Raw genomic sequence first — 20173 nt, 5'->3', positions numbered from 1 at the left:
GCCTTTATCTCATAAAAGATGTATTATCCAAACAACTGGATGGTGTATAGGTAGATTACTGCTGCTGGTATCGCCATGAGCGAAGAGTCGAAGCGGTCGAGCATGCCTCCATGTCCTGGCAGGATGTTGCCGCTATCCTTTACTCCGAGGGTACGCTTGAAGAGGCTTTCTACCAAATCGCCCCATGTGCCGAAGAATACCACAACCAGACCTAAACCTTCCCAACCGAGAATGCTGAGACGGTGGGCTTCGCCATCGTTGGCAATATAGCCGATGATACCTGCTGCTATCAGTACGAATATGCCTCCGCCTATGCTGCCTTCCCAACTCTTGGCTGGACTGATGCGAGGAAAGAGCTTATGCTTGCCGAAAAGCGATCCGCTGCAATAGGCACCGGTATCATTGGTCCAGAGGAAAATGAAAATGCTCAAAGGCAACAGCATGTCGTAATGTATCTGGCCATCGAAAGCTGATGTCTCGAAACTCAATACATTAATCATCGAGAAAGGCAAGGCGATGTACAACTGAGAGAGCATAGTGTAAGCCCAATCGTTGATGGCATCCTTATTGCCCGTATACAGTTCGCTGATGAAGAGATAGAGGATGGTGAGCAGATAAGGTACGAAAACCACGAAATTGCCCACAATGCCCATGCGGAAACCAGCCACGGCAAGGAAGAAGTAAACACCCGCTACGGTGCTGATGAAACGGTTTACCGTAACATTCTCCTTCTGGTTAACTAATCCGCAATACTCCCAGATGCTCAATCCTGTAATGAGGGCGAACAGGATAACCATTGCTCTGGGATTGAGAAAGCAAGATACCATGCACACCACGAAAAATACGCCTGTGATGGATCTTATCACTAGATTCTTCTGTTTGTCAGTCATATCGGTTTGTTTTATTCGTTCTTGTTTTCTTCCGAACCTTCATCCTTCTTGGAAGTCTCATCAGAATCTGCATTCTTCTTCTGGTTCTCTTCATGCTCCTTGATGGCAGCCTGAACTTCAGGAAGTTCCTTTACGGCGTCATCGTCTATCTTAGGCTGTTCGTCTTCCATGATTTCCTGTGAACGGCTCAACCAAGGGCGCTTGCCAAAGATATGTTCTACGTCTTCTGCCATAATCACCTCTTTCTTAATCAGAAGTTCTGCTAAGGCATTGTGGCCTTCCTTGTGCTCCATCAGAATGTTCTTGGCACGGGTATACTGCTCGTTGACAATCTTCAGAACTTCCTGGTCTATTTCGCGGGCTGTAGACTCAGAGTACGGACGCTGGAATGCATATTCGTTCCGGTTGTAAAAGCAGATGTTTGGCAACGTCTTGCTCATACCGAGATAAGCTACCATACCATAAGCACTCTTTGTGGCGCGCTCCAGGTCGTTCATGGCTCCTGACGAAATATGACCGGTGAAGAGTTCTTCTGCGGCACGTCCACCCATTAATGAACACATCTCGTCGAGCATCTGTTCCTTGGTGGTTATCTGGCGCTCTTCTGGAAGATACCATGCAGCACCGAGAGCCTGACCACGAGGTACGATGGTAACCTTGATGAGAGGGTTGGCATACTGGCAGAACCATGAGATGGTTGCGTGGCCTGCTTCGTGGAGAGCGATGCTACGCTTTTCGTCGGCAGTCATCACCTTAGTCTTCTTCTCCAGACCGCCTACAATACGGTCTACTGCATCGAGGAAATCCTGTTTGCACACAGCCTTCTTGTCGTGGCGTGCAGCAATGAGGGCTGCCTCGTTACAAACGTTGGCAATATCTGCACCCGAGAAACCTGGAGTCTGGCGGGCCAGGAGATCAACATCTACAGTTTCGTCTATCTTGATAGGTTTGAGATGAACCAGGAAGATAGCCTTACGTTCGTTCAAACCAGGGAGATCTACGTGAATTTCGCGGTCGAAACGTCCGGCACGGAGCAAGGCGCTGTCGAGCATGTCTACACGGTTGGTAGCAGCAAGGATGATGACACCACTGTTGGTGCCGAAACCATCCATCTCTGTAAGGAGAGCGTTCAAGGTGTTCTCGCGCTCATCATTACCACCCATGGCTGGGTTCTTGCTGCGGGCACGGCCTACAGCATCAATCTCATCGATAAAGATGATACAAGGTGATTTCTCTTTAGCCTGACGGAAAAGGTCGCGTACACGTGAGGCACCTACACCTACGAACATTTCAACGAAGTCGGAACCGCTCATGGAGAAGAAAGGTACGCCAGCCTCGCCGGCAACAGCCTTAGCCAAGAGGGTCTTACCAGTTCCCGGAGGGCCTACGAGAAGGGCTCCCTTTGGAATCTTACCACCCAAATCGGTATATTTTTGTGGGTTTTTCAGGAAGTCTACAATTTCCTTCACTTCCTGCTTGGCACCTTCCTGTCCGGCCACATCCTTAAAGGTGATGCCGATGGCATTTCCCTTTTCGTACATCTTAGCTTTGCTTTTGCCCACGCTGAAGATGCCGCCGCCCATACCGCCGCTGCCCATACCGCCGCTGAATCTTCCAGACATCCAAAGGATGAAGAATACGAAGAAGAGCAGAGGTGCCAGATTGAAGAGCGTGCTTAAGAAGTCGTTATCCTTCTGGTTATCGTAGCTGAAGGAGCGTATCTTCTTTTCCTTCAACATCTGGTTGGCATAGCGTTCAACTTCGTCAACCGAGCCGAACTGTACTTTTACGTACGGGTTAGGACCTACAGACTTTGCCGGCATATTGTATACATCGCGCGTATATTTCGGGTTGATGTATATTTTGAGGGTGCTTTCTGTTTTATTGGCCACAACACTGAGCACATAACCCTTGTCTACATACTGTTTGAACTGGGTGTATGTGGCTTCCTTGGCAGCGCTGCCTCCAATCGCATCGCCTCCTCCTGTAAAGAAGAGGATAATCATGGTGATGAGGCAGATGGTGAAAAGCCAGGTCATATTAAATCGTGGCATCTTTGGTCCGCCATTGCCACGAGGCTTCATATTATTGCTTTGTTCCATTTTATTTTATATGTATAACTTTTAGTCGAAAAACAATGTCTGAACCATCATGTAGGATGGGAGAGACTGACTAGTCGAGATTAGGTATATGGGTAAGCTTTGCATCCTCCCATAAATGTTCGAGGTCGTAATAAGCACGTACTTCCGGAAGGAAGATGTGTACTAATACGTCAACAAAGTCCATTGCCACCCACTGGTCGTTGCCGAGACCTGCTACATTTACAGGTTTTTCTTTCAGGTTCTTGCGCACGATGTCTCCCACAGAACCTGCGATAGCTTCAACCTGAGTAGGGCTTCCTCCCTGGCAGATGATGAAGTACTTGGCAATGCTTCCATCGATTTCTGTCAGGTCGGCGATAACGATGTCTTGACCTTTCTTTTCTTGTATACCTTCTTTAATAGTCTCTACGAGTTGTTTAACTGTGTTCATTTATCTTTTCTTTCTTACTTAATTTATATTCTCTATTTTTCTGCAAAGATACATTATTATAATGGAAAATCGACTTAAAAGGCAAAAAAAATGTGGAAAATTAAAGAAATTGCGCTTTTTTTAGAAAAAAGTGCCGAAAAATTTTGTAGGTTCAAAAAAAACTAGTACCTTTGCACTCGCAATTGAGAAATGAACATCTCTTTTGCTGATATTGGGATATGGTGTAATGGTAACACTACAGATTCTGGTCCTGTCATTCCTGGTTCGAGTCCGGGTATCCCAACAATCAAAAAGTTCTATTTTAAGTTTGGGATATGGTGTAATGGTAACACTACAGATTCTGGTCCTGTCATTCCTGGTTCGAGTCCGGGTATCCCAACTCATACGGTAAGGCATCTTTCAGTAATGAAAGGTGTTTTTTTTGTTTATAGAAATTCTGTTTTATGGAGTATTCATAACAATAAACCCCAGAGCTTTCGCCCTGGGGTTTATTGTATTTATTTCTTCTCGGCATCAATAGCCTTGATTTTCTGCTTTACCATTTCGAGGTCAGCCTTGAGTTTCTCAATCTTACGGTTCATTTCTTCTACCAGGCTGTTGCCCTTCTTGCTGGCCGTATTGAAGAAACCGAGGTTGTTCTCGTAGGTAGTAATCTCGCTGCGCAATTGGTCGTAGCGGCGCAAGAGTTTACCACGCTCATTGCCGAGTGCATTGCCGCCTTCCTTGGCAACATTCTTCAAGTTGTTCTTGAAGTTGTCAAAGTGGCGCTTGGCATTGGTGGCGTGAAGTTTCTCATAGGCTGCATCGATAGCCTCATGATACTCTTTATAGACCTTGTCTTTCTCTTTGAAAGGGACGTGTCCGATTGCACTATATTGCTTGGCAAGATCTTTGAGCTTCTTTTGGAAATCGTTGTCTGAAATCTCTGCAACTACAAGTTCCTTGAGCTGGGCAATAATGTTGCGCTTCTTGTCCAGATTGGCATGTTCCTCGCTGCGTGAACCGGCATTCTGCTTGTTGCGGGCTTCGAAGAACTTGTTGCAGGTATCCAGAAATTCCTTCCAGAGCAATTCGCCTTGTTTATGAGGTACGGTACCCACCTTCTTCCATTCTTTCTGGAGAGCGATGAACTTGTCGCCAGTCTTCTTCCAGTCTGTACTGTCAGCCAGTTCCTTTGCCTTGTTTACGAGTTGCTGTTTCTTTTCGAGATTGGCAGAGTAGGTATCTTTCAATCCTTTGAAGAATTCTGCCTTCTTGTTGAAGAATTCATCGTTGGCGATGCGGAAACGCTCAAAAATCTTGACGTTCATTTTCTGAGGGGCAAAACCGATAGTGCGCCACTCTTTCTGAATCTCTATGATTTCCTGGGTAATCTTTTCCCAGTCCTTAGCAGTCTTGTATTCTCCTTGGTTGGCAGCCTCTACCTTTTCGCAGAGGGCAGTTTTCTTGGCGAGGTTTTCCTCTTCCTTGGCACGCAGGTCTTCGAAGTGCTGCTGGTGCTTCTTGTTGATAACAGTGCTGGCAGCCTTGAAACGCTCCCAAATCTGTTCTCTCAACTCCTTGGCAACAGGACCAATCTCACGATATTGCTGGTGGAGGTCCTGAAGCTGGTGGAAGGCAGAAATAACATCCTCTTCCTCATTGAGTTTCTCTGCAGCCTCGCAGAGTTTGGTCTTGGCTTCAAGATTCTTCTTGAAGTCATATTCGCGGGCTTCGCTGTTCAACTTGAGCATGTCGTAGAACTGCTCTACATAGAGCTGGTAGTTCTTCCATACCTCGTTTGCCTTGTCTGCAGGGATGTTCTTGATTTCCTTCCATTCCTGCTGCAAGGCCTTGAAGTCCTGATATGATTTGTTGGCCTCCTCCGGTGAGGTGGTCATGGCCTTTATCTTTTCGATAATTTCCTCTTTTTTGCGGAGATTATCTTGTTTTTCTTCTTCTTGTGCCAGGAAGATCTTGGCTCTTTTCTCCTTGATGAGTTGCATCTCAGCCTTGAAGGCTTCTTCGGTGTCATCCGGTAGAAGGATATACTTCTCTGGGTCACCGCCTTTTGCGAGATACTCTTTCATCTGTGCGTCTCTTTCTGCGAGATGAATCTTGTAGAAAGTTGTCTTGAGTAGGTCGAGTTCCTCCTTGTTTGGATTTTCGCTGCTATGAGCGATTTCCTTTACTCTTTCGAGCACTTCCTGCTTGGTGGCATAAGCCTTCTTGGCAGGGTCTTCCAGGGTGCTCTGCTGCAACAGAGCTTTTTCTTGAGAGTCCATCATGTCACTTTGTTTAGTTTATGATTCGAGTTTCTTGGGCCGGTAGTCGCTTATCTGCAATTCGACCCCATACAAAATTATATTATTAATAAGTTGCAAACTTAAAAAAAAAAATCGAATATCTTGCCATGATATTCGATTTTTTAATTTTTTTTGTATTTATAATTGCCTTTTTCTTGCTAATCATCGTTTTATGTGCTCTTTCGAGCTACTTAATGCATATCAGAGTGGTATATGCTTAGAGCAGGCGTTTGTATCTGAGGAAGCCCCATGAAAGTGCAGAAACGAGCACGGAGATAACCAGGGCAATGGCAAATCCGTAATGGCTGTCTTCCATACCGTTGATTAAGTTCATACCGAACAATGAGGAAATCAGCGTAGGCAACATCATGACGATACTGATACTGGTCAGGGTACGCATCGTGGTATTCATGTTGTTGTTGATGATGCTCGAATAGGTATCCATCGTCGACTCCAGAATGTCGGAGTAGATGCTTGTGGTTTCGCGTGCCTGTGTCATCTCGATGTTTACGTCTTCGATGAGGTCGGCATCAAGTTCGTCCACCTGCAGCTTGAACTTCAACTTAGACAGGAGATTCTCGTTGCCTCGGATAGAGGTGATGAAGTAGGTAAGGGAGTCCTGCAGGCGGCTCAGGCCAATCAGGCTCTCATTGTTCACACCATGATCGAGGTTTCGTTTTGCCTTTTCTATGAGCGAATTGATCTGTTTCAATCGCTTCAGATACCAAACCGCTGATGACAGGAAGAGACGGAAGGTCATGTCTACATAGTCGGTGAACCCCTCGCTGCGCTTCTGCTGGTAGCTTACGAAATCAATCATCATATTGGTTTCATAATAGCATACGGTGATGGTAACATCGCGCTTATGGATGATACCCAGAGGCACGGTGGTGTATGGGGTACGGCTGCGTATTTCCTTGACATAAGGGATACGGAGGATGATGAGCATCCAGCCATCGTCATATTCATAGCGGGCACGCTCATCGGTATCGCTGATATCCGAGAGGAAATAATCAGGGATCTTGAATTCTTCTTCCAGCAAGCGCTGGTCTTCATCAGTTGGACATGTTACTTGTATCCAGCAGTTTGGCTGCCACTCATTGAGTACAGTCAGATTCTTGTCTATATTCCAATAAGTCTTCATAGTTTGCTAATCTCCACATAATAAAAGTTTGGGGTATGGAGACTAGCGCTTGGGTACGGCCTACTGAAAGGCTTCATCGTTGCTGAATCTCCACGCCTTACAATTCATTATTGTTCTCCGCGTGATAATCGTCCATTTTGGTGTTATTTTAATGAAACTTATGCAAGTGAATTTGTATGATCTGCTACAGAGATTTTACAAGACTTGCGAAATCGACTGCAAAGGTAATGATTTCTTTTGAAAACTGGAACAAAAAAGCCGAGAATTTTCACTCTCGGCTTTCTTTTTTAATCTTTTTGTAATTTCGTACCCCATTTTTTACTTTGCAGGAATCTCTGTCAGGAGCTGCTTGACGAGGTTCCAGAAAGGAGCAACGCAACTGATCTGGCAACGCTCATTGGCTGTGTGAGGACTAAGAAGAGTAGGACCGAATGATACGACATCGAGGTTAGGATACTTGCTCAGGATGATAGAGCACTCCAAACCTGCGTGAACAGCCTGTACCTTACCGTCTGTGCCGTTCTGCTCTTTGTAAACCTTCAATACGTGTTCCAGAATGTCGCTCTTAGGGTTAGGGTTCCATCCCATGTAGCTGCCGCTGAATTCAACCTTCATGCCTGCCATGTTGAAACAGCTTTCTATCATTGTGGCAAGATACATCTTGTAGTATTCGTGGCTGGAACGGGCCAGAATCTTGATAGCAGCCTTGCCGTCACCAATCTCAACGATTGCGAGGTTTGAAGAGGTCTCTACGATTTCAGGCATAGATGGAGCCATACGCAATACGCCATCGTGGCAAGCGTAGATTGCATCTACAAGATTATCCTGGATTTCGGCAGGAACCTGCATCTTAGGAGTCTCTACATTCTCGGCGAAGAACTCGATGTTCTCGGTTGTCTCAATGCCTTCGAACTCATCACAGATTTCGTCCTTCCAGTCTGCTACCAGGTCATTCAAAGCTTCAATGTTCTCCTTAGGCAGGGTCAGAACAACCTCAGCCTGGAATGGGATGGCATTACGCATGTTGCCGCCCTGCCATGAAGCTAGACGGGCATCGAGTTCTGAAATAGCTTCACGCACGAAACGAACCATGCACTTGTTGGCATTCGCTCTGCCTTCGTTGATCTCGATACCGGAGTGACCGCCCTTCAATCCCTTGAGGGTTACCTTAACGGCAGCATCTTCCTTGTCGGTTTCTACCTCTTTATAATCGAGAGTTGCTGTGATGTCGATACCGCCAGCGCTACCAATAACGAACTCGCCCCAAACCTCGGTATCGAAGTTCAAGAGAATGTCGCCGTTCAGTTCGCCTGCAGGGAGATCGTTGGCACCATACATGCCTGTCTCTTCGTCGGCGGTAATCAAGCCCTCGATAGGACCATGCTGCAAATCTTTTGATTCCATTACAGCCATGATTGTAGCTACGCCAAGTCCGTCGTCGCTACCGAGTGTTGTATGATTAGCACGTACCCAGTCGCCATCGATGATGGTTTCAATAGGGTCTGTTTCAAAATTATGCTTGCTGTCTGGTGCTTTCTGAGGAACCATGTCCATGTGCGCCTGCATAATAACGCCTTTGCGGTTCTCCATACCTGGAGTAGCAGGTTTGCGCATCACGATGTTGCCTGCTGGGTCTTGGAAAGCCTCTACACCTGCTTCTTTTGCCCAATCGAGCAAATAAGCCTGAATTTTTTCCAAATGTCCTGATGGACGTGGAACTTGTGTTAACTTGTCAAAGTTGCGCCAGATTTCAACTGGGTTCAAATTCTTAATGTCAGCCATAATATTTTTATTTTAATGTTAAATGTTCAATGTTAAGTTGGGCATACGCCCTAAAGCAAGAGGATTCTTCACTTTTCACTCCTCACTCTTCACTCTTCACTTTCCCGGTAAACGCCAGTGCTATCCAGGCATAGATTCCCAAAAGGACTACAAGCAGGGTTTGCACGGAGTGTACGATGAGAACGAAGAAGAGGGCATCGTTTGCCTGAATGCCATAGAGTATGAGCATTGTCTTGACGGCAAAATGCCAAGGACCGGCTCCGTTAGGCGTTGGTACGATGACCGCTATGCTGCCCACGATGAATGTCACCAGGCCGCACATCAGATTGAGATGGGAGGTTGCTTCGAAGCATTGGAAGGTAAGATAGTAGTGGAAGAAATAGCTCAACCAGATGCCCAGTGTAAGGGCGATGTAGAGCGGTACATTTCTGACACCTTTCAGCGAGATGATACCTTGCCAGAGTCCTCCCAGTGTTGCTTTTACCTTATTATATATAGCGAGTCGCTTGAGCAGATAGTGAGCAAGGATGAGTACTGCTATGCCACAGATGGCGGTCACAATGTAACCTGTGGCTGTAAACTGACAGAGTAAACTGTCCATGCTCGTACCTGTTTTCTCAAAGAAATTGAGAAATACCGGAATCTGCATTACAAAGACCAGCGCCGTAATCAGCAGCACGAGGAGTGAATCGATGGCTCTTTCTGTAACGACGGTACCCAAGGCTTTCGGAAACGAAACATCATCCCATTTCTTCAATACGCCGCATCTGGCAAACTCGCCCGCACGAGGAATTACAAGACTCAGAGCATAGGACAGGAAGATGGAGTAGACGCTGATACTGGAGCGTGCCTTCTCGCCTAATGGTTCCAGCGACTGTTTCCATCTCCATCCTCTGAACACCTGGGCAGAGATGCCAAAAGGGAACGACAGCAGCATCCAGGTCCAACTCATCTTGTGAAGCAGAACATCTTCTACTTGCTTGAAGTCGAATCCGCGATACATCCAATAAAGGATGGCGCCACCCAGAATGAGCGACAAAGCCACCTTCCATATGTTGTTTGCTATCTTCTTTATATCCATAATTAGATGCAAAGATAATACTTTTATTGACAATATCGTTCGAATCTGCATATTTTTAGCATAAATAAACGCTTGGGCGCCATTTATGGCTAAAAGTATAGCCTTTTTTTTAAGAAACAAGTGGCTCTTTCCCTTTTTTACCCAAAAAGATAAAAAAAATCGCATACTTCGTGTGGATTCTCAAAAAATAATCGTATTTTTGCAAAATATATAATATAAAGATAAGATATGAAAGCTGTAAAGCCTAAGAAGAATCTCGGTCAGCACTTCTTGACCGACCTCAATATAGCAAAGCGCATCGCCGATACGGTGGATGCCTGCCCGGATATACCTGTTCTCGAAATCGGACCAGGTATGGGCGTTCTTACCCAATATCTCGTAGAGAAACCAAGACCCGTCAAGGCAGTGGAAATCGACTCGGAGTCGGTGGCGTATCTTCATGAGAATTTCCCGACACTCAAGGATAATATTATCGGTGAAGACTTCCTGAGAATGGATTTGAACCAGATATTCGATGGAAAGCAGTTTGTACTGACAGGTAATTATCCATACGATATCTCATCGCAGATATTCTTCAAGATGCTCGATTACAAGGATCTCATTCCTTGCTGTACCGGAATGATTCAGCGCGAGGTGGCATTGCGTATGGCATCAGAACCAGGTAACAAAGCCTATGGTATTCTCAGTGTGCTCATCCAGGCATGGTATGATGTGGAATATCTCTTTACGGTAGATGAGAATGTGTTCAACCCACCACCAAAGGTAAAGAGTGCGGTAATCCGTATGACTCGCAACAAGGTGACTGACCTTGGCTGTGATGAAAAACTGTTTAAGCGTCTGGTAAAGACTGTCTTCAACCAGCGTCGCAAGATGCTCCGTGTAAGCCTCAAGCAGATGTTCCCGGGGGTAACCCCACGCGAGGATTTCTACACCACAGACATTATGACCAAGCGTCCTGAGCAGCTCACTATCCAGCAGTTTGTAGAACTCACCAACTATGTGGGCGAAGAATTGAAAAGATTAGAATTAATAAAATAAAAACATATAATTATGATAGACGTTAAAGAAACTTTGAATTCTGCAGCAGAGCGTATGGAGATGGCAGCAATGTATCTCGCAGAGGAACTCTCTCATGTTCGTGCTGGTCGTGCTAATGTAGCCATCCTCGATGGTGTGCGCGTAAATAGTTATGGCAGTATGGTTCCTCTGAACCAGGTAGCTACAGTTACAACCCCTGATGCCCGTACTATCGCTATCCGCCCTTGGGACAAAAAGGCTATCAAGGATATCGAAAAGGCTATTATGGATAGTGGTGTAGGTATCACTCCTGAGAACAATGGCGAAATCGTACGTCTGGGTATTCCTCAGCCAACAGGTGAGCGCCGTAAGGAACTCGTAAAGCAGTGTAACAAGATTGCTGAGCGTGCTAAGATTGAGGTGCGCAACGTGCGCCAGGAAATCAAGGAGAAGTTGAAGAAAGCTATCAAGGATGGACTTTCTGAAGACTTGGAGAAGGATGCTGAGAACGATTTGCAGAAACTCCACGACAAGTACATCAAGCAGCTCGAAAACCTGATGGACGAGAAGGAGAAGGAAATCATGACAGTCTAAATCATTCTGGACTTACATTATTTAATAAGTGATAATGAGAGGACTCGTTATTAAAAATACAGGCAGCTGGTACACCGTCAAGACAGACGATGGCCAGCTGATAGAAAGTAAAATCAAGGGCAATTTCAGATTGAAGGGCATCCGCAGCACCAATCCTGTGGCTGTAGGCGATTATGTGCAGCTTATTACCAACCAGGAGGGTACGGCATTTATCTCTTCTATCGAAGACCGCCAAAACTATATCATTCGTAAATCACCTAACCTCAGTAAGCAGAGTCATATTCTGGCTGCTAATGTAGACCAGGCGCTGCTTGTGGTAACGGTGAATTATCCGCAGACTTCTACTACCTTCATCGACCGATTCCTAGCTGGCGCTGAGGCCTACAGAGTGCCTGTTATCATCATCTTCAATAAAAGTGACATACTTTCAGAAGAAGAATTGCATTACGAGAAGATGATGTGTACGCTCTATGAGACCATCGGATATAAATGTATCGAATTGTCGGCAGCTACAGGAGAAGGAGTTGAACTGTTGCGACCTCTTATCAAGGATAAGAAATCTTTGTTGAGCGGCAACAGTGGGGTAGGAAAGTCAACCCTCATCAACCAGCTCATTCCTGAAGCAGAGCAGCGTACCGCCGAAATCAGCGAGGCGCATAATAGCGGAATGCATACCACAACCTTCAGTGAGATGCTGGAACTGCCGGAAGGTGGTTATCTCATTGATACTCCGGGCATCAAGGGCTTTGGTACCTTTGATATCGAAAAGGAAGAGCTGACCAGCTATTTTAAGGAAATCTTCAAGTTCTCTCAGGATTGTAAGTTCTCTGACTGTACCCATACCCACGAACCGGGGTGCGCGGTAATCAAGGCGGTTGAGGAACATTATATTGCAGCTAGCCGCTATCAGAGTTATCTCTCTATGTTGGAGGATAAGGACGAAAACAAATACAGAGAGGCTTTTTGATAGTGAAGAGTGAAGAACGAAGAGTGAAGAAATTTAAAAAGCATATTAATGAAAGAACAGAAGGACGTCAGGCAGCGTATCGAAGAAGGTGAGTTCGCACAGAGTGCAGAAATCAGTGCGAGCTATCTGGATGAGGACATCTTGATTATAGATAATGTCAAGGTGTTGCAGAACCCCGACCCTATGAGATTCCAGATGAACATGATTGCATCCTGTCAGAGAGGCAGCCTGAGAGCTGAACTCAACGGGCGGGAATTCACCGTGGAGAAGGGCGATATATTTATCAGTCCGCCTAACTCTATTCTCGACATCAAAGAGGTGTCGGAAGATTTTGCATGCACAGCCATGTGTGTCAGCAATCACGGCTTGCTTGGTATTCTTCGTTCTCATATCTCGGTATGGAACCGTGCCATGTATGTGAGCAAGGTTTCGGTGTTGAAGATGAACGAGGTGGATATGGTATTCTATTCTAAGTTTACCGACTTGGTGCGCCTCTGTCTGGATCCGAAGTTCAACGACCGCAGTTCATGGAAACCATATCGCCGTGAGATTGTGGAGACGCTCCTGAAGAGTGCTCTCCTTGCTGTGAGCAATCTTTTGCTGACTGATCTCCCGAAAGAAACTTTGGGAACCAGTGCCAGCGATTTCTTTGATAAGTTCCTGGAGATGTTGCAGCAGAGCGAAATCAAGCATCAGCCTGTAGAATATTTTGCGCAGCAGCTTTGTATCACGCCAAAATATCTCTCCATCATCTGCAAGCGCCATTCCGGCAAGACGGCCATCGAGTGGATTACGGAGTATACGCTTGCTGATATCACCTATTATCTCCGTTCTACAACGAAAACAATCAAGGAGATTTCAGGTATACTGGGCTTCTCCAATACCTCATTCTTCGGTAAATATGTAAGAGAGCATCTGCACATGTCACCTCTGAAGTATCGTGAAAGTTTGAGAAAACAATAACAGCAAAATAAAAACTCGCAAATTCTAAAGAAAGAATCTGCGAGTTTTTTGTTTCTATCAAATAGGGTGGAGCTGGAGGGATTCGAACCCTCGTCCGCACAAGGAAACCATACGCTTTCTACATGCTTATTCCAGCCTTCGGTTTTCGAGGCATGACAGGACCTGGACCACCAATCATACCCTTATCCTCTAAAATTTCATCCATGCAACGAGGCGTACATGAACTATTTCCGATTTACCTGCACCGCTTGATCAACAAGATTCGGAACAACATCCGTTGAGCGATGTCTCGTTCCAGCACCCTGTGCTGGAATAAAGCTAGTTTACTATACTTCGACTAGGCAGCGAGAGCGTAGTTATTTTCGCCAATTAATTTTTTGTTCACTAGGATTTAGGAGGTAGCCAACGAGCCTCCGCATGCTTACGTACCATTTCATCTCGCCGTCAAATCCAGTCAACCCCGAGAATTTTCTGATATTGGGTGCAAAGATAAGGCGAAAATTTGAAACTACCAAATTTTTTAAGGAAAAATTCTGCCCAAATATTCCGAATAGCTTAAAATGAGCGATTTATGAGTGTTGTTATACCTCAGGGCGTGCGACACCTAAAAGGGTGTTCAGTATTCAGTATTCAGTTTTTTTCGCGATAGTTACCCTTTCTATGGTTACAAATTGTAAGTAATTATTTTATGAGGGTGTGTCATAAGTTTATAATTCACCCTCTTCTTGTTGTTGGAAGAGTTAGAATATGTTGTTGGAAGAGACAGAATATGTTGTTGGAAGAGTTAGGATATGTTGTTGGAAGAGTTAGGATATGTTGTTGAAACAGTCAGTATCTTCGGTCGCACAACAGCTGTTGTGCGCTTGCATAACAGCTGATATGCGCATGCACAACAGGTGATGTGCATGCGTTGGTCAACTGTTATGCGCCAACTATTATTCAGACTTATGACACACCCTCATACTATCTATAGAGCGGATGGAAACAACAGCGAAAAAAACTGAATACTGAATACTGAACAGCCTTTTGTGCCTTAGGGCGGTCATCATAGAAGACCGCAGCGGGTCTTAAATGATGGCAGGCGCCGGTCATCAATGAAGACCAGAAAAAGCACAGGAAACGGGGCTTAAAATACCTAGAGTATGCGGAGAATAGCATGTAAAACATGATTTTTGCTTTTGTATCCCCATAAATGAGGATGATGTATTCGTAATTTTCCTAATTTTTAGGTATTGCATACCTTCTTAGAAATATGTACCTTTGCACCCTGATTCAAGATAATATTTAATTTTAATTATAAATACTTTAAAAGTTTAGAAAACAATGAAGATTTTTAAGAATTTCATCGGTCTCGCTGCCCTGGCTCTCTGCCTCGGCTTCGCTTCTTGCAGCAGTGACGACGATGCACCTTCTTACAGCAATGTGGCTGTAAGCAACTCAGAGTTGATGACTATCCTCAAAGCTAAGGGATACCAGTTTGATGAAAATGGCAAAATGCTCCTTGACGACAAAGCCAACAGCACCACATCTCTCGACCTTTCAGGCACAAAGGTTGATACCGCTGCCTTGAAGGAACTTTCTGTTTTTCCTAATTTGAAAGAGTTGAACCTTAGCAGCAATGGCTATGGTCCAGTTTTCCATATCGCTTCACTTCCTTCACAGATTACAGGTCTTGATTTGCAGGGCAATGACATCTACGACTTCGACGGCTTGGTAACAGCCAAGGTTGAGAATGATGAGGTGAAAGCTACCATCCTTCATGAGTTTACAAAACTTTATCTCCCTGCTTCCTGCAAGTATAATGTAGAGGATTTGATGCCTTTCTATACCCAGAATGAGGCAGAGAATAAGACAGTTGATATGCAAATGGTAAATGATAAGGGCTCTTTGGAGAAGTACAATACTTTGAGAGAAGTTCCAGACGAGTATTTCCGTACATTTTTGAAGCAAGCACTTCCTAAAATTTTTACAGCAGATGATAAAATAGATATTAGCATACCTATGGCTAAGATGGATATGGCTAATTTTCAATTAGTATATCCAAATCAGTATGAGCATATTGGTGATATTAAGTCGATTGAAGGAATAGAATATGTAATCAACAATCCTTACTATCCTGAAAATTATGTCGTTTTTGGCTATGAAAATGAAAAACGCCAATTCTCTGTTGGATATGTAATGCCAAGAAGCAACATCAAAGGTCTTTGGCTTACTCAAACAAGAACGGAAGGATTAGATTTGTCAAAAGCTACGAATCTCGTTAATTTGAAATTAACAGGAAACGACAATTTGGTTTCACTTGATTTGTCCAGTACGCTTATCGCTAATCAAAATTACAATGACTTTGATCATAATCTGGGGAATCTAATTGTGTGCAATAATTGTGAAAAGCTTGAGAATATTATATTTTCTGACATGAACAATGGTGGTGTGATGGATGGTATTGAGTTACGAGACTTGCCTTCGTTGAAAAAACTTGATTTAAAATCCATTTACGCTTTGGGTTATTTCACGCTTCTTAATTTGGGAGATTGTGAGATTGTCTATCCGGAACTGACACATGCTTATGCAAATATGGCTGGTGTACCGACTCTTGAACCATTCGAAAGCACAAATATAAAAACAACTCTTGCCGTTTCTCAAGATGTATTTGATAATGGAGCCGAAACATTTATTAGAAAATACAGAGAACACTTAGATGACGGATGGCTGAGTTATCGCAAAGTCGGTGCGATAAGATGGACTAAATTGGTAAAATAAATATAATTATGAAATCAATTCGTTATATCTCGATAATTCTTGGAGCCATCTTCGCTGTCATATTGGTCTCTTCTTGCTCTTCTGATCAAGAAATTACAGAAGGTAATGCTGACGAGGCTTTGGTCGAAAGTGCCAAAAACTATCTGAATGGAGACATTGTTCTTAGCACAAAAGCGGAAATGAGCGGTGTCGATAAAACGTTGCTTGCAACTGGCTGTCCTACGAAATTTAAGTTTCAATGGAGTGGAACTGACAAACAAACTTTCAACATATCGTTGTTAGGCTTTACTGTAGGTGCCATGGGTATGACCATCAATTTTAAGTGTGATGTTAAATGTACAGAACTGAATTCATGGGAACAAAAAGAATATTCAGGAAGCGGTTGGATTAAGTTCAAAGGTGAGAATGGTTCTTGCTGGGGACAAAATGAAGATGGCTCAGATTTCGATGGTGATGGTTCAAATGGCTCTGTTGTCAAAGGTAGTTTTATACAAGGCTATTATAATGTTAACACGCATCAAATTCAGTTTGTTGTAAGCTATAACATGATGAATGTACGTTCAGATTGTTTCTTGCAAACAATAGATAAGAATCGCATCAACAATTATGCAGCTGAATTTGAACAGTACGAAAAAGACTTGGCTGCGTATAAAAAGGAGCACGGAATCAAATAAGAGACTGTAGCTTATATCTATTCAAGGAAAGAGGGGTATGTCCAGACATATCTCTCTTTCCTTTGCAAGTAAAAAATGAAAGGAAGAGAAACAAGCCATAGCGAGGCTGAAATCGTGTAAGGATTTGGAAAAAATAGAATAGCAATATAAATGAAGACAATTAGAAATGTAATGCTTATCGGCTTACTGCTGATACTCGCCCTCCCTGTCGCTGCACAGCGAAAGGTGAAGTTCGGTATCTTCGACAAAGCCACTGAGCAGCCAATCATCGGCGCAGTCATCACCTACGCCGACAACGAGAAATTGAAATCGCCACAGCGTGTTGTTACCAACATGGATGGTGAGGCTACTATCTCGGTGACTCAGAGCGGCAAGTGTTATTACCAGGTGGTATCCGTGGGCTATAACCCTCTGAGGGGAACCATCGGAAGCGACAGCTCCCTCAAGCTTTTCATGACCGAGGACGTGATGAAGGTGAACGAGGTGGTGGTTACTGGTTCCCGTACCGCCCGACCTATCAAGCTCTCGCCAGTGAGCACGCAGGTGCTCGGCGGTAAGGAACTGGTAGATGCAGGCTATGCCGACTTGACCAAGGCACTGCAACAGGAAACCCCGGGTATGAATATCCAGAAAGTGGGCTTCGGCAACGAAATCTCCATGCAGGGCTTGGATGCCCGCCACGTGCTCTTCCTGCAGGATGGTGAGCGATTGACGGGCGACATGGCGGGTAACCTCGACTATGAGCGATTCAACCTCCATGCCATCGACCGCATCGAAATCGTGAAAGGTGCCAGCAGTACCCTCTATGGAAGCCGTGCATCGGGTGCCGTCATCAACCTCATCACCAAGAAGACCACCAAGCCTATCGACATTCAGGCTGGTGTACGCTGGGGACAGATGAACGAGCGCAACTACAAGAATCCTTCCAAGAAGGACTTCCTGTATATGTTTGAGAAGAACGCTGACCGCCCGAACCTGCAGAGCTGGGTGTCGGCAGGATTCAATGCAGGCAAGGTAACTTCGCAGACCGACGTGTGGTATTCTTCGAGCGATGCCTTCTACATGTATCAGGCGGAGAACGACAAGAAGGTATATACCCAAGAGGCGAACCCTTGGCTCGACCACGACGTGACCATCACCAGCGTGGCTTCCCGTCCGCCAATGGGCATCGAGGGCACGGAGCATATCTCGGTATCGCAGAAGGTATTCTACGACCCTTTCAAGAACCTGGAGATTCTTGCCTACGGTAGTGCGTTCTATATGAATACCTACGACCTCATTCAGGATATGACTTTCAGTCAGGCGCGTGACTGGACGGCTGGAACCAAGATTAAGTACTCCTTCAAGGATTGGTTCAAGATTACCGCCTCCCTTCATGGCGACTTCTACGATCGTTTCAAGCGTCATGAGCGCATCGACGAGCGTACCAAGGTGTATAAGAGCCGTATCTTCCAGCCTCGCCTCTCCATCACCTCGCAGAAGTTCGAGGGCCACGACCTCATCCTCGGTATCGAGCACCTGAGCGATGACCTGACGAGCGACCGATTCAACGGCGATGCCTCCCACATCATGCGCACCCGTTCGCTGAAGGAAACGGAGGGTTTCCTGCAGGACGAGTGGACGATGAACGACCACTGGATGGTTTCGGCAGGTGTGAGAACCAACTTCAGCCGTGCCTTCGGACTGATGGCGATGCCTAAGATTGCCTTCAAGTGGAGTCCTTCGGATCACTGGGCGTGGAGAGCCAACTATTCGATGGGCTACCGTTCGCCAAGCATCAAGGAGCTGTTCTTCAACTGGGACCACCTCGGCATGTTCATGATTAAGGGTAACGAGGACCTGAAGCCTGAGAAGAACAACTACGTGAGTCTGGGCACAGAGTACTCGAACGATAACTTCTTCATCTCGGGCAATGTGTATGGCAACTTCTTCCGCAAGAAGATTGAGGGTGTATGGCGCATCTACAAAATGCAGTACAATTTCGAATATACTAATCTGTCGAAGCAGAACCTCATCGGACTGGAGACCATCATGCGCTGGCACTTCCTCAACCACTTCACGATGAATGCCACCTACAGCTACGTGAACGTGAGCAAGACAGATGGCATCCAGGTGAACACCACTTCGCCTCATGCTGCTACGGCGAGCCTCGACTATAAGTACAGCAAGAAGAACTACCGACTGGGCGCCACCTTCTCGGCAAGCTACATGGGTGAGAAGAAGTTTGATGTGCAGGACCTACTCTCTGTAAACGGCGAGAGCCACGATGCCTACTTCCGCTGCCAGTTGCCTCAGTATGTATTGTGCAACCTGTCGGTGATTCAGACCTTCTATAATAAGGTGAAGGTGACGGTGGGTGTGGATAACATCTTTAACTATGTGCCAAAGACCTTAGGTTCGGGCATCACCATGTTTAACGTGCCAGCCACGGCAGGAGCCAAGGCGCATGTGCAGGTGGAAGTGTTGGTAGATGAATTGGTAAAAGCATTTAGAAAGAAAAAATAATGAAGAAAGCATTACTATATATAATAGGTATGGCAGCCGCAATGACGAGCTGCGTATCTTATGAGGCTGAGGACTTCACTGGTCATACCTTGCCCCGAAAAACAGGTTATAGCACGGGTGTTACCAACGACTGGCTCTATTTTGACCTGAAGACGGGACATCGCTATAATGTGCTGAATCCTAACCAGAGTGTCATCGCCTTTATTGATGGCAAACCGGTGAAGGATTACTTTGGTTGCAAGGGCGACACCACCGTATATTGGACGGAGGGCGTTCAGAAGAACGTGTTCCAGGACTATAAGCGCGATGCCGATGGTAATAAGGTGCTGGTGAATCCTAACAATCCGAAGCAGGGCTACGAGATGGTTGCCCGAAAGGCAAACAGTCTGCTGGTGATGGAGAACATGGAGGATGACCCCAATACGATGGCTTATCCTGCTACGGAGTGGGATCTCGCCTTCAATGGTTATCAGCTCCGCACCAACAGTGGAACGAGCGGTCCAGGCAAGGGCGGTGCTGCCGACCTGGGCTATGGCGAATATGACAAGTGGACGAGCAAGGCGCAGGTGGATGCTTATCTGGCTGAACACAACATGACTTTCGCCGTGGATGATTCAGCAAGCGTCTATGTCACCATGTCGCAGAACGACTGGAACAAGTATTGCATCGCCAACAAACTGGATATGAACAAGAACCCTTGGTTCGACCCGAATAACGGACCAGCCAAGCAGTTGGTAAGCGGCAATCCGGTGCTCGAAAAGGCAATGAACTTCTCTGGTCCACCTCCAGTATATACTCCTTCTTTCCATACCTACGTAATCCGTTCATGGGATGGCGAGAGATATTACAAACTCCAGATTATCTCCTGGTATGATGCCAATGTGCAGATAGGTGATGAGGGAGGAAGAATCAGTTATTACTTAGATGAATTAAAGTAAATGTTGAATGTTGAGTGTTGAATGTTGAGTTAGGCATACGC

At 45.5% G+C, this 20173-nt stretch carries 15 protein-coding genes, 2 tRNA genes and 1 other RNA gene; 10 read left to right on the top strand and 8 right to left on the bottom strand.

Annotated elements, in window-relative coordinates; all coding sequences use genetic code 11:
• Positions 1 to 23: 23 nt before the first annotated feature.
• The 3 genes from ONT18_RS08525 to rsfS form a co-directional block, all read right to left on the bottom strand.
• Positions 24 to 890 carry a phosphatidate cytidylyltransferase gene (locus ONT18_RS08525; protein ID WP_022121429.1) on the bottom strand — a complete coding sequence of 289 codons (867 nt, stop codon included), beginning with the start codon at positions 888 to 890 and terminating at the stop codon, positions 24 to 26.
• 11 nt (positions 891 to 901) lie between these two features.
• Positions 902 to 2992, bottom strand: a complete 2091-nt coding sequence (ftsH, locus tag ONT18_RS08520; protein ID WP_117691719.1) for an ATP-dependent zinc metalloprotease FtsH — start codon at positions 2990 to 2992, stop codon at positions 902 to 904.
• 70 nt (positions 2993 to 3062) lie between these two features.
• Entirely contained in the window at positions 3063 to 3422 is a 360-nt protein-coding gene (rsfS, locus tag ONT18_RS08515) for a ribosome silencing factor (RefSeq protein WP_117586022.1), read from the bottom strand.
• Positions 3423 to 3634: 212 nt separating this feature from the next.
• On the opposite strand from rsfS, the gene ONT18_RS08510 reads away from it, so the two are divergent.
• Positions 3635 to 3705: transfer RNA gene (locus ONT18_RS08510), tRNA-Gln, on the top strand.
• A 25-nt stretch (positions 3706 to 3730) separates the two neighbouring features.
• Positions 3731 to 3801, top strand: a tRNA-Gln gene (locus ONT18_RS08505).
• A 118-nt stretch (positions 3802 to 3919) separates the two neighbouring features.
• Here the strand turns inward: ONT18_RS08505 and ONT18_RS08500 are convergent.
• The 4 genes from ONT18_RS08500 to ONT18_RS08485 form a co-directional block, all read right to left on the bottom strand.
• The gene (locus ONT18_RS08500) at positions 3920 to 5689 is read right to left on the bottom strand and encodes a DUF349 domain-containing protein (protein ID WP_118191423.1); all 1770 of its coding nucleotides are present in this window, start codon (positions 5687 to 5689) and stop codon (positions 3920 to 3922) included.
• Between the two features lie 235 nt (positions 5690 to 5924).
• Entirely contained in the window at positions 5925 to 6851 is a 927-nt protein-coding gene (locus ONT18_RS08495; protein WP_022121433.1) for a magnesium transporter CorA family protein, read from the bottom strand.
• Between the two features lie 318 nt (positions 6852 to 7169).
• Positions 7170 to 8633 carry an aminoacyl-histidine dipeptidase gene (locus ONT18_RS08490; protein WP_022121434.1) on the bottom strand — a complete coding sequence of 488 codons (1464 nt, stop codon included), beginning with the start codon at positions 8631 to 8633 and terminating at the stop codon, positions 7170 to 7172.
• A gap of 82 nt (positions 8634 to 8715) precedes the next feature.
• The gene (locus ONT18_RS08485) at positions 8716 to 9714 is read right to left on the bottom strand and encodes a lysylphosphatidylglycerol synthase transmembrane domain-containing protein (RefSeq protein ID WP_264904942.1); all 999 of its coding nucleotides are present in this window, start codon (positions 9712 to 9714) and stop codon (positions 8716 to 8718) included.
• Positions 9715 to 9942: 228 nt separating this feature from the next.
• On the opposite strand from ONT18_RS08485, the gene rsmA reads away from it, so the two are divergent.
• From rsmA to ONT18_RS08465, 4 genes are read left to right on the top strand one after another with little or no spacing between them, the layout of a single operon-like run.
• Positions 9943 to 10752, top strand: a complete 810-nt coding sequence (rsmA, locus tag ONT18_RS08480) for a 16S rRNA (adenine(1518)-N(6)/adenine(1519)-N(6))-dimethyltransferase RsmA (RefSeq protein WP_022121436.1) — start codon at positions 9943 to 9945, stop codon at positions 10750 to 10752.
• A gap of 12 nt (positions 10753 to 10764) precedes the next feature.
• The gene (gene frr, locus ONT18_RS08475) at positions 10765 to 11325 is read left to right on the top strand and encodes a ribosome recycling factor (protein ID WP_006847159.1); all 561 of its coding nucleotides are present in this window, start codon (positions 10765 to 10767) and stop codon (positions 11323 to 11325) included.
• A gap of 34 nt (positions 11326 to 11359) precedes the next feature.
• Complete coding sequence (rsgA, locus tag ONT18_RS08470; protein WP_264904940.1) at positions 11360 to 12292, top strand: ribosome small subunit-dependent GTPase A; 933 nt, start codon at positions 11360 to 11362, stop codon at positions 12290 to 12292.
• A 48-nt stretch (positions 12293 to 12340) separates the two neighbouring features.
• Entirely contained in the window at positions 12341 to 13255 is a 915-nt protein-coding gene (locus ONT18_RS08465; protein WP_022121437.1) for a helix-turn-helix domain-containing protein, read from the top strand.
• Between the two features lie 64 nt (positions 13256 to 13319).
• Here ONT18_RS08465 and ssrA read toward each other — a convergent pair.
• Positions 13320 to 13717, bottom strand: a transfer-messenger RNA (tmRNA) gene (gene ssrA, locus ONT18_RS08460).
• Positions 13718 to 14578: 861 nt separating this feature from the next.
• Here ssrA and ONT18_RS08455 point away from each other — a divergent pair.
• From ONT18_RS08455 to ONT18_RS08440, 4 genes are all read left to right on the top strand, one after another.
• Entirely contained in the window at positions 14579 to 16015 is a 1437-nt protein-coding gene (locus tag ONT18_RS08455; protein ID WP_264904933.1) for a hypothetical protein, read from the top strand.
• 8 nt (positions 16016 to 16023) lie between these two features.
• Positions 16024 to 16689 (top strand): DUF4903 domain-containing protein, encoded by a 666-nt coding sequence (locus ONT18_RS08450; RefSeq protein WP_264904932.1) that lies wholly within the window; start codon positions 16024 to 16026, stop codon positions 16687 to 16689.
• Positions 16690 to 16839: 150 nt separating this feature from the next.
• Positions 16840 to 19194, top strand: coding sequence for a TonB-dependent receptor (locus tag ONT18_RS08445; protein WP_264904929.1), 2355 nt, complete (start codon positions 16840 to 16842; stop codon positions 19192 to 19194).
• Positions 19194 to 20132: an HmuY family protein gene (locus ONT18_RS08440; RefSeq protein ID WP_264904927.1), complete on the top strand. Its 939-nt coding sequence runs from the start codon at positions 19194 to 19196 to the stop codon at positions 20130 to 20132. Before ONT18_RS08445 ends, ONT18_RS08440 begins: the two co-directional genes overlap by 1 nt.
• Positions 20133 to 20173: the final 41 nt, after the last annotated feature.

Origin of the sequence: Segatella copri (genome assembly GCF_026015295.1) — a bacterium.
GTDB classification, from domain to species: Bacteria; Bacteroidota; Bacteroidia; order Bacteroidales; family Bacteroidaceae; genus Prevotella; species Prevotella copri_C.
This window is presented reverse-complemented; position numbering and strand designations above follow the sequence as displayed.

Excerpts from the sequence above, each read along its gene's own strand:
- ONT18_RS08450 (WP_264904932.1), top strand. The coding sequence starts at position 16,024 with ATGAAATCAATTCGTTATATCTCGATAATTCTTGGAGCCATCTTCGCT.
- rsgA (WP_264904940.1), top strand. The coding sequence starts at position 11,360 with ATGAGAGGACTCGTTATTAAAAATACAGGCAGCTGGTACACCGTCAAG.
- rsfS (WP_117586022.1), bottom strand. The coding sequence starts at position 3,422 with ATGAACACAGTTAAACAACTCGTAGAGACTATTAAAGAAGGTATACAA.
- ONT18_RS08455 (WP_264904933.1), top strand. The coding sequence starts at position 14,579 with ATGAAGATTTTTAAGAATTTCATCGGTCTCGCTGCCCTGGCTCTCTGC.
- frr (WP_006847159.1), top strand. The coding sequence starts at position 10,765 with ATGATAGACGTTAAAGAAACTTTGAATTCTGCAGCAGAGCGTATGGAG.
- ftsH (WP_117691719.1), bottom strand. The coding sequence starts at position 2,992 with ATGGAACAAAGCAATAATATGAAGCCTCGTGGCAATGGCGGACCAAAG.
- ONT18_RS08465 (WP_022121437.1), top strand. The coding sequence starts at position 12,341 with ATGAAAGAACAGAAGGACGTCAGGCAGCGTATCGAAGAAGGTGAGTTC.
- ONT18_RS08485 (WP_264904942.1), bottom strand. The coding sequence starts at position 9,714 with ATGGATATAAAGAAGATAGCAAACAACATATGGAAGGTGGCTTTGTCG.
- ONT18_RS08525 (WP_022121429.1), bottom strand. The coding sequence starts at position 890 with ATGACTGACAAACAGAAGAATCTAGTGATAAGATCCATCACAGGCGTA.
- rsmA (WP_022121436.1), top strand. The coding sequence starts at position 9,943 with ATGAAAGCTGTAAAGCCTAAGAAGAATCTCGGTCAGCACTTCTTGACC.
- ONT18_RS08495 (WP_022121433.1), bottom strand. The coding sequence starts at position 6,851 with ATGAAGACTTATTGGAATATAGACAAGAATCTGACTGTACTCAATGAG.
- ONT18_RS08490 (WP_022121434.1), bottom strand. The coding sequence starts at position 8,633 with ATGGCTGACATTAAGAATTTGAACCCAGTTGAAATCTGGCGCAACTTT.
- ONT18_RS08500 (WP_118191423.1), bottom strand. The coding sequence starts at position 5,689 with ATGATGGACTCTCAAGAAAAAGCTCTGTTGCAGCAGAGCACCCTGGAA.
- ONT18_RS08445 (WP_264904929.1), top strand. The coding sequence starts at position 16,840 with ATGAAGACAATTAGAAATGTAATGCTTATCGGCTTACTGCTGATACTC.
- ONT18_RS08440 (WP_264904927.1), top strand. The coding sequence starts at position 19,194 with ATGAAGAAAGCATTACTATATATAATAGGTATGGCAGCCGCAATGACG.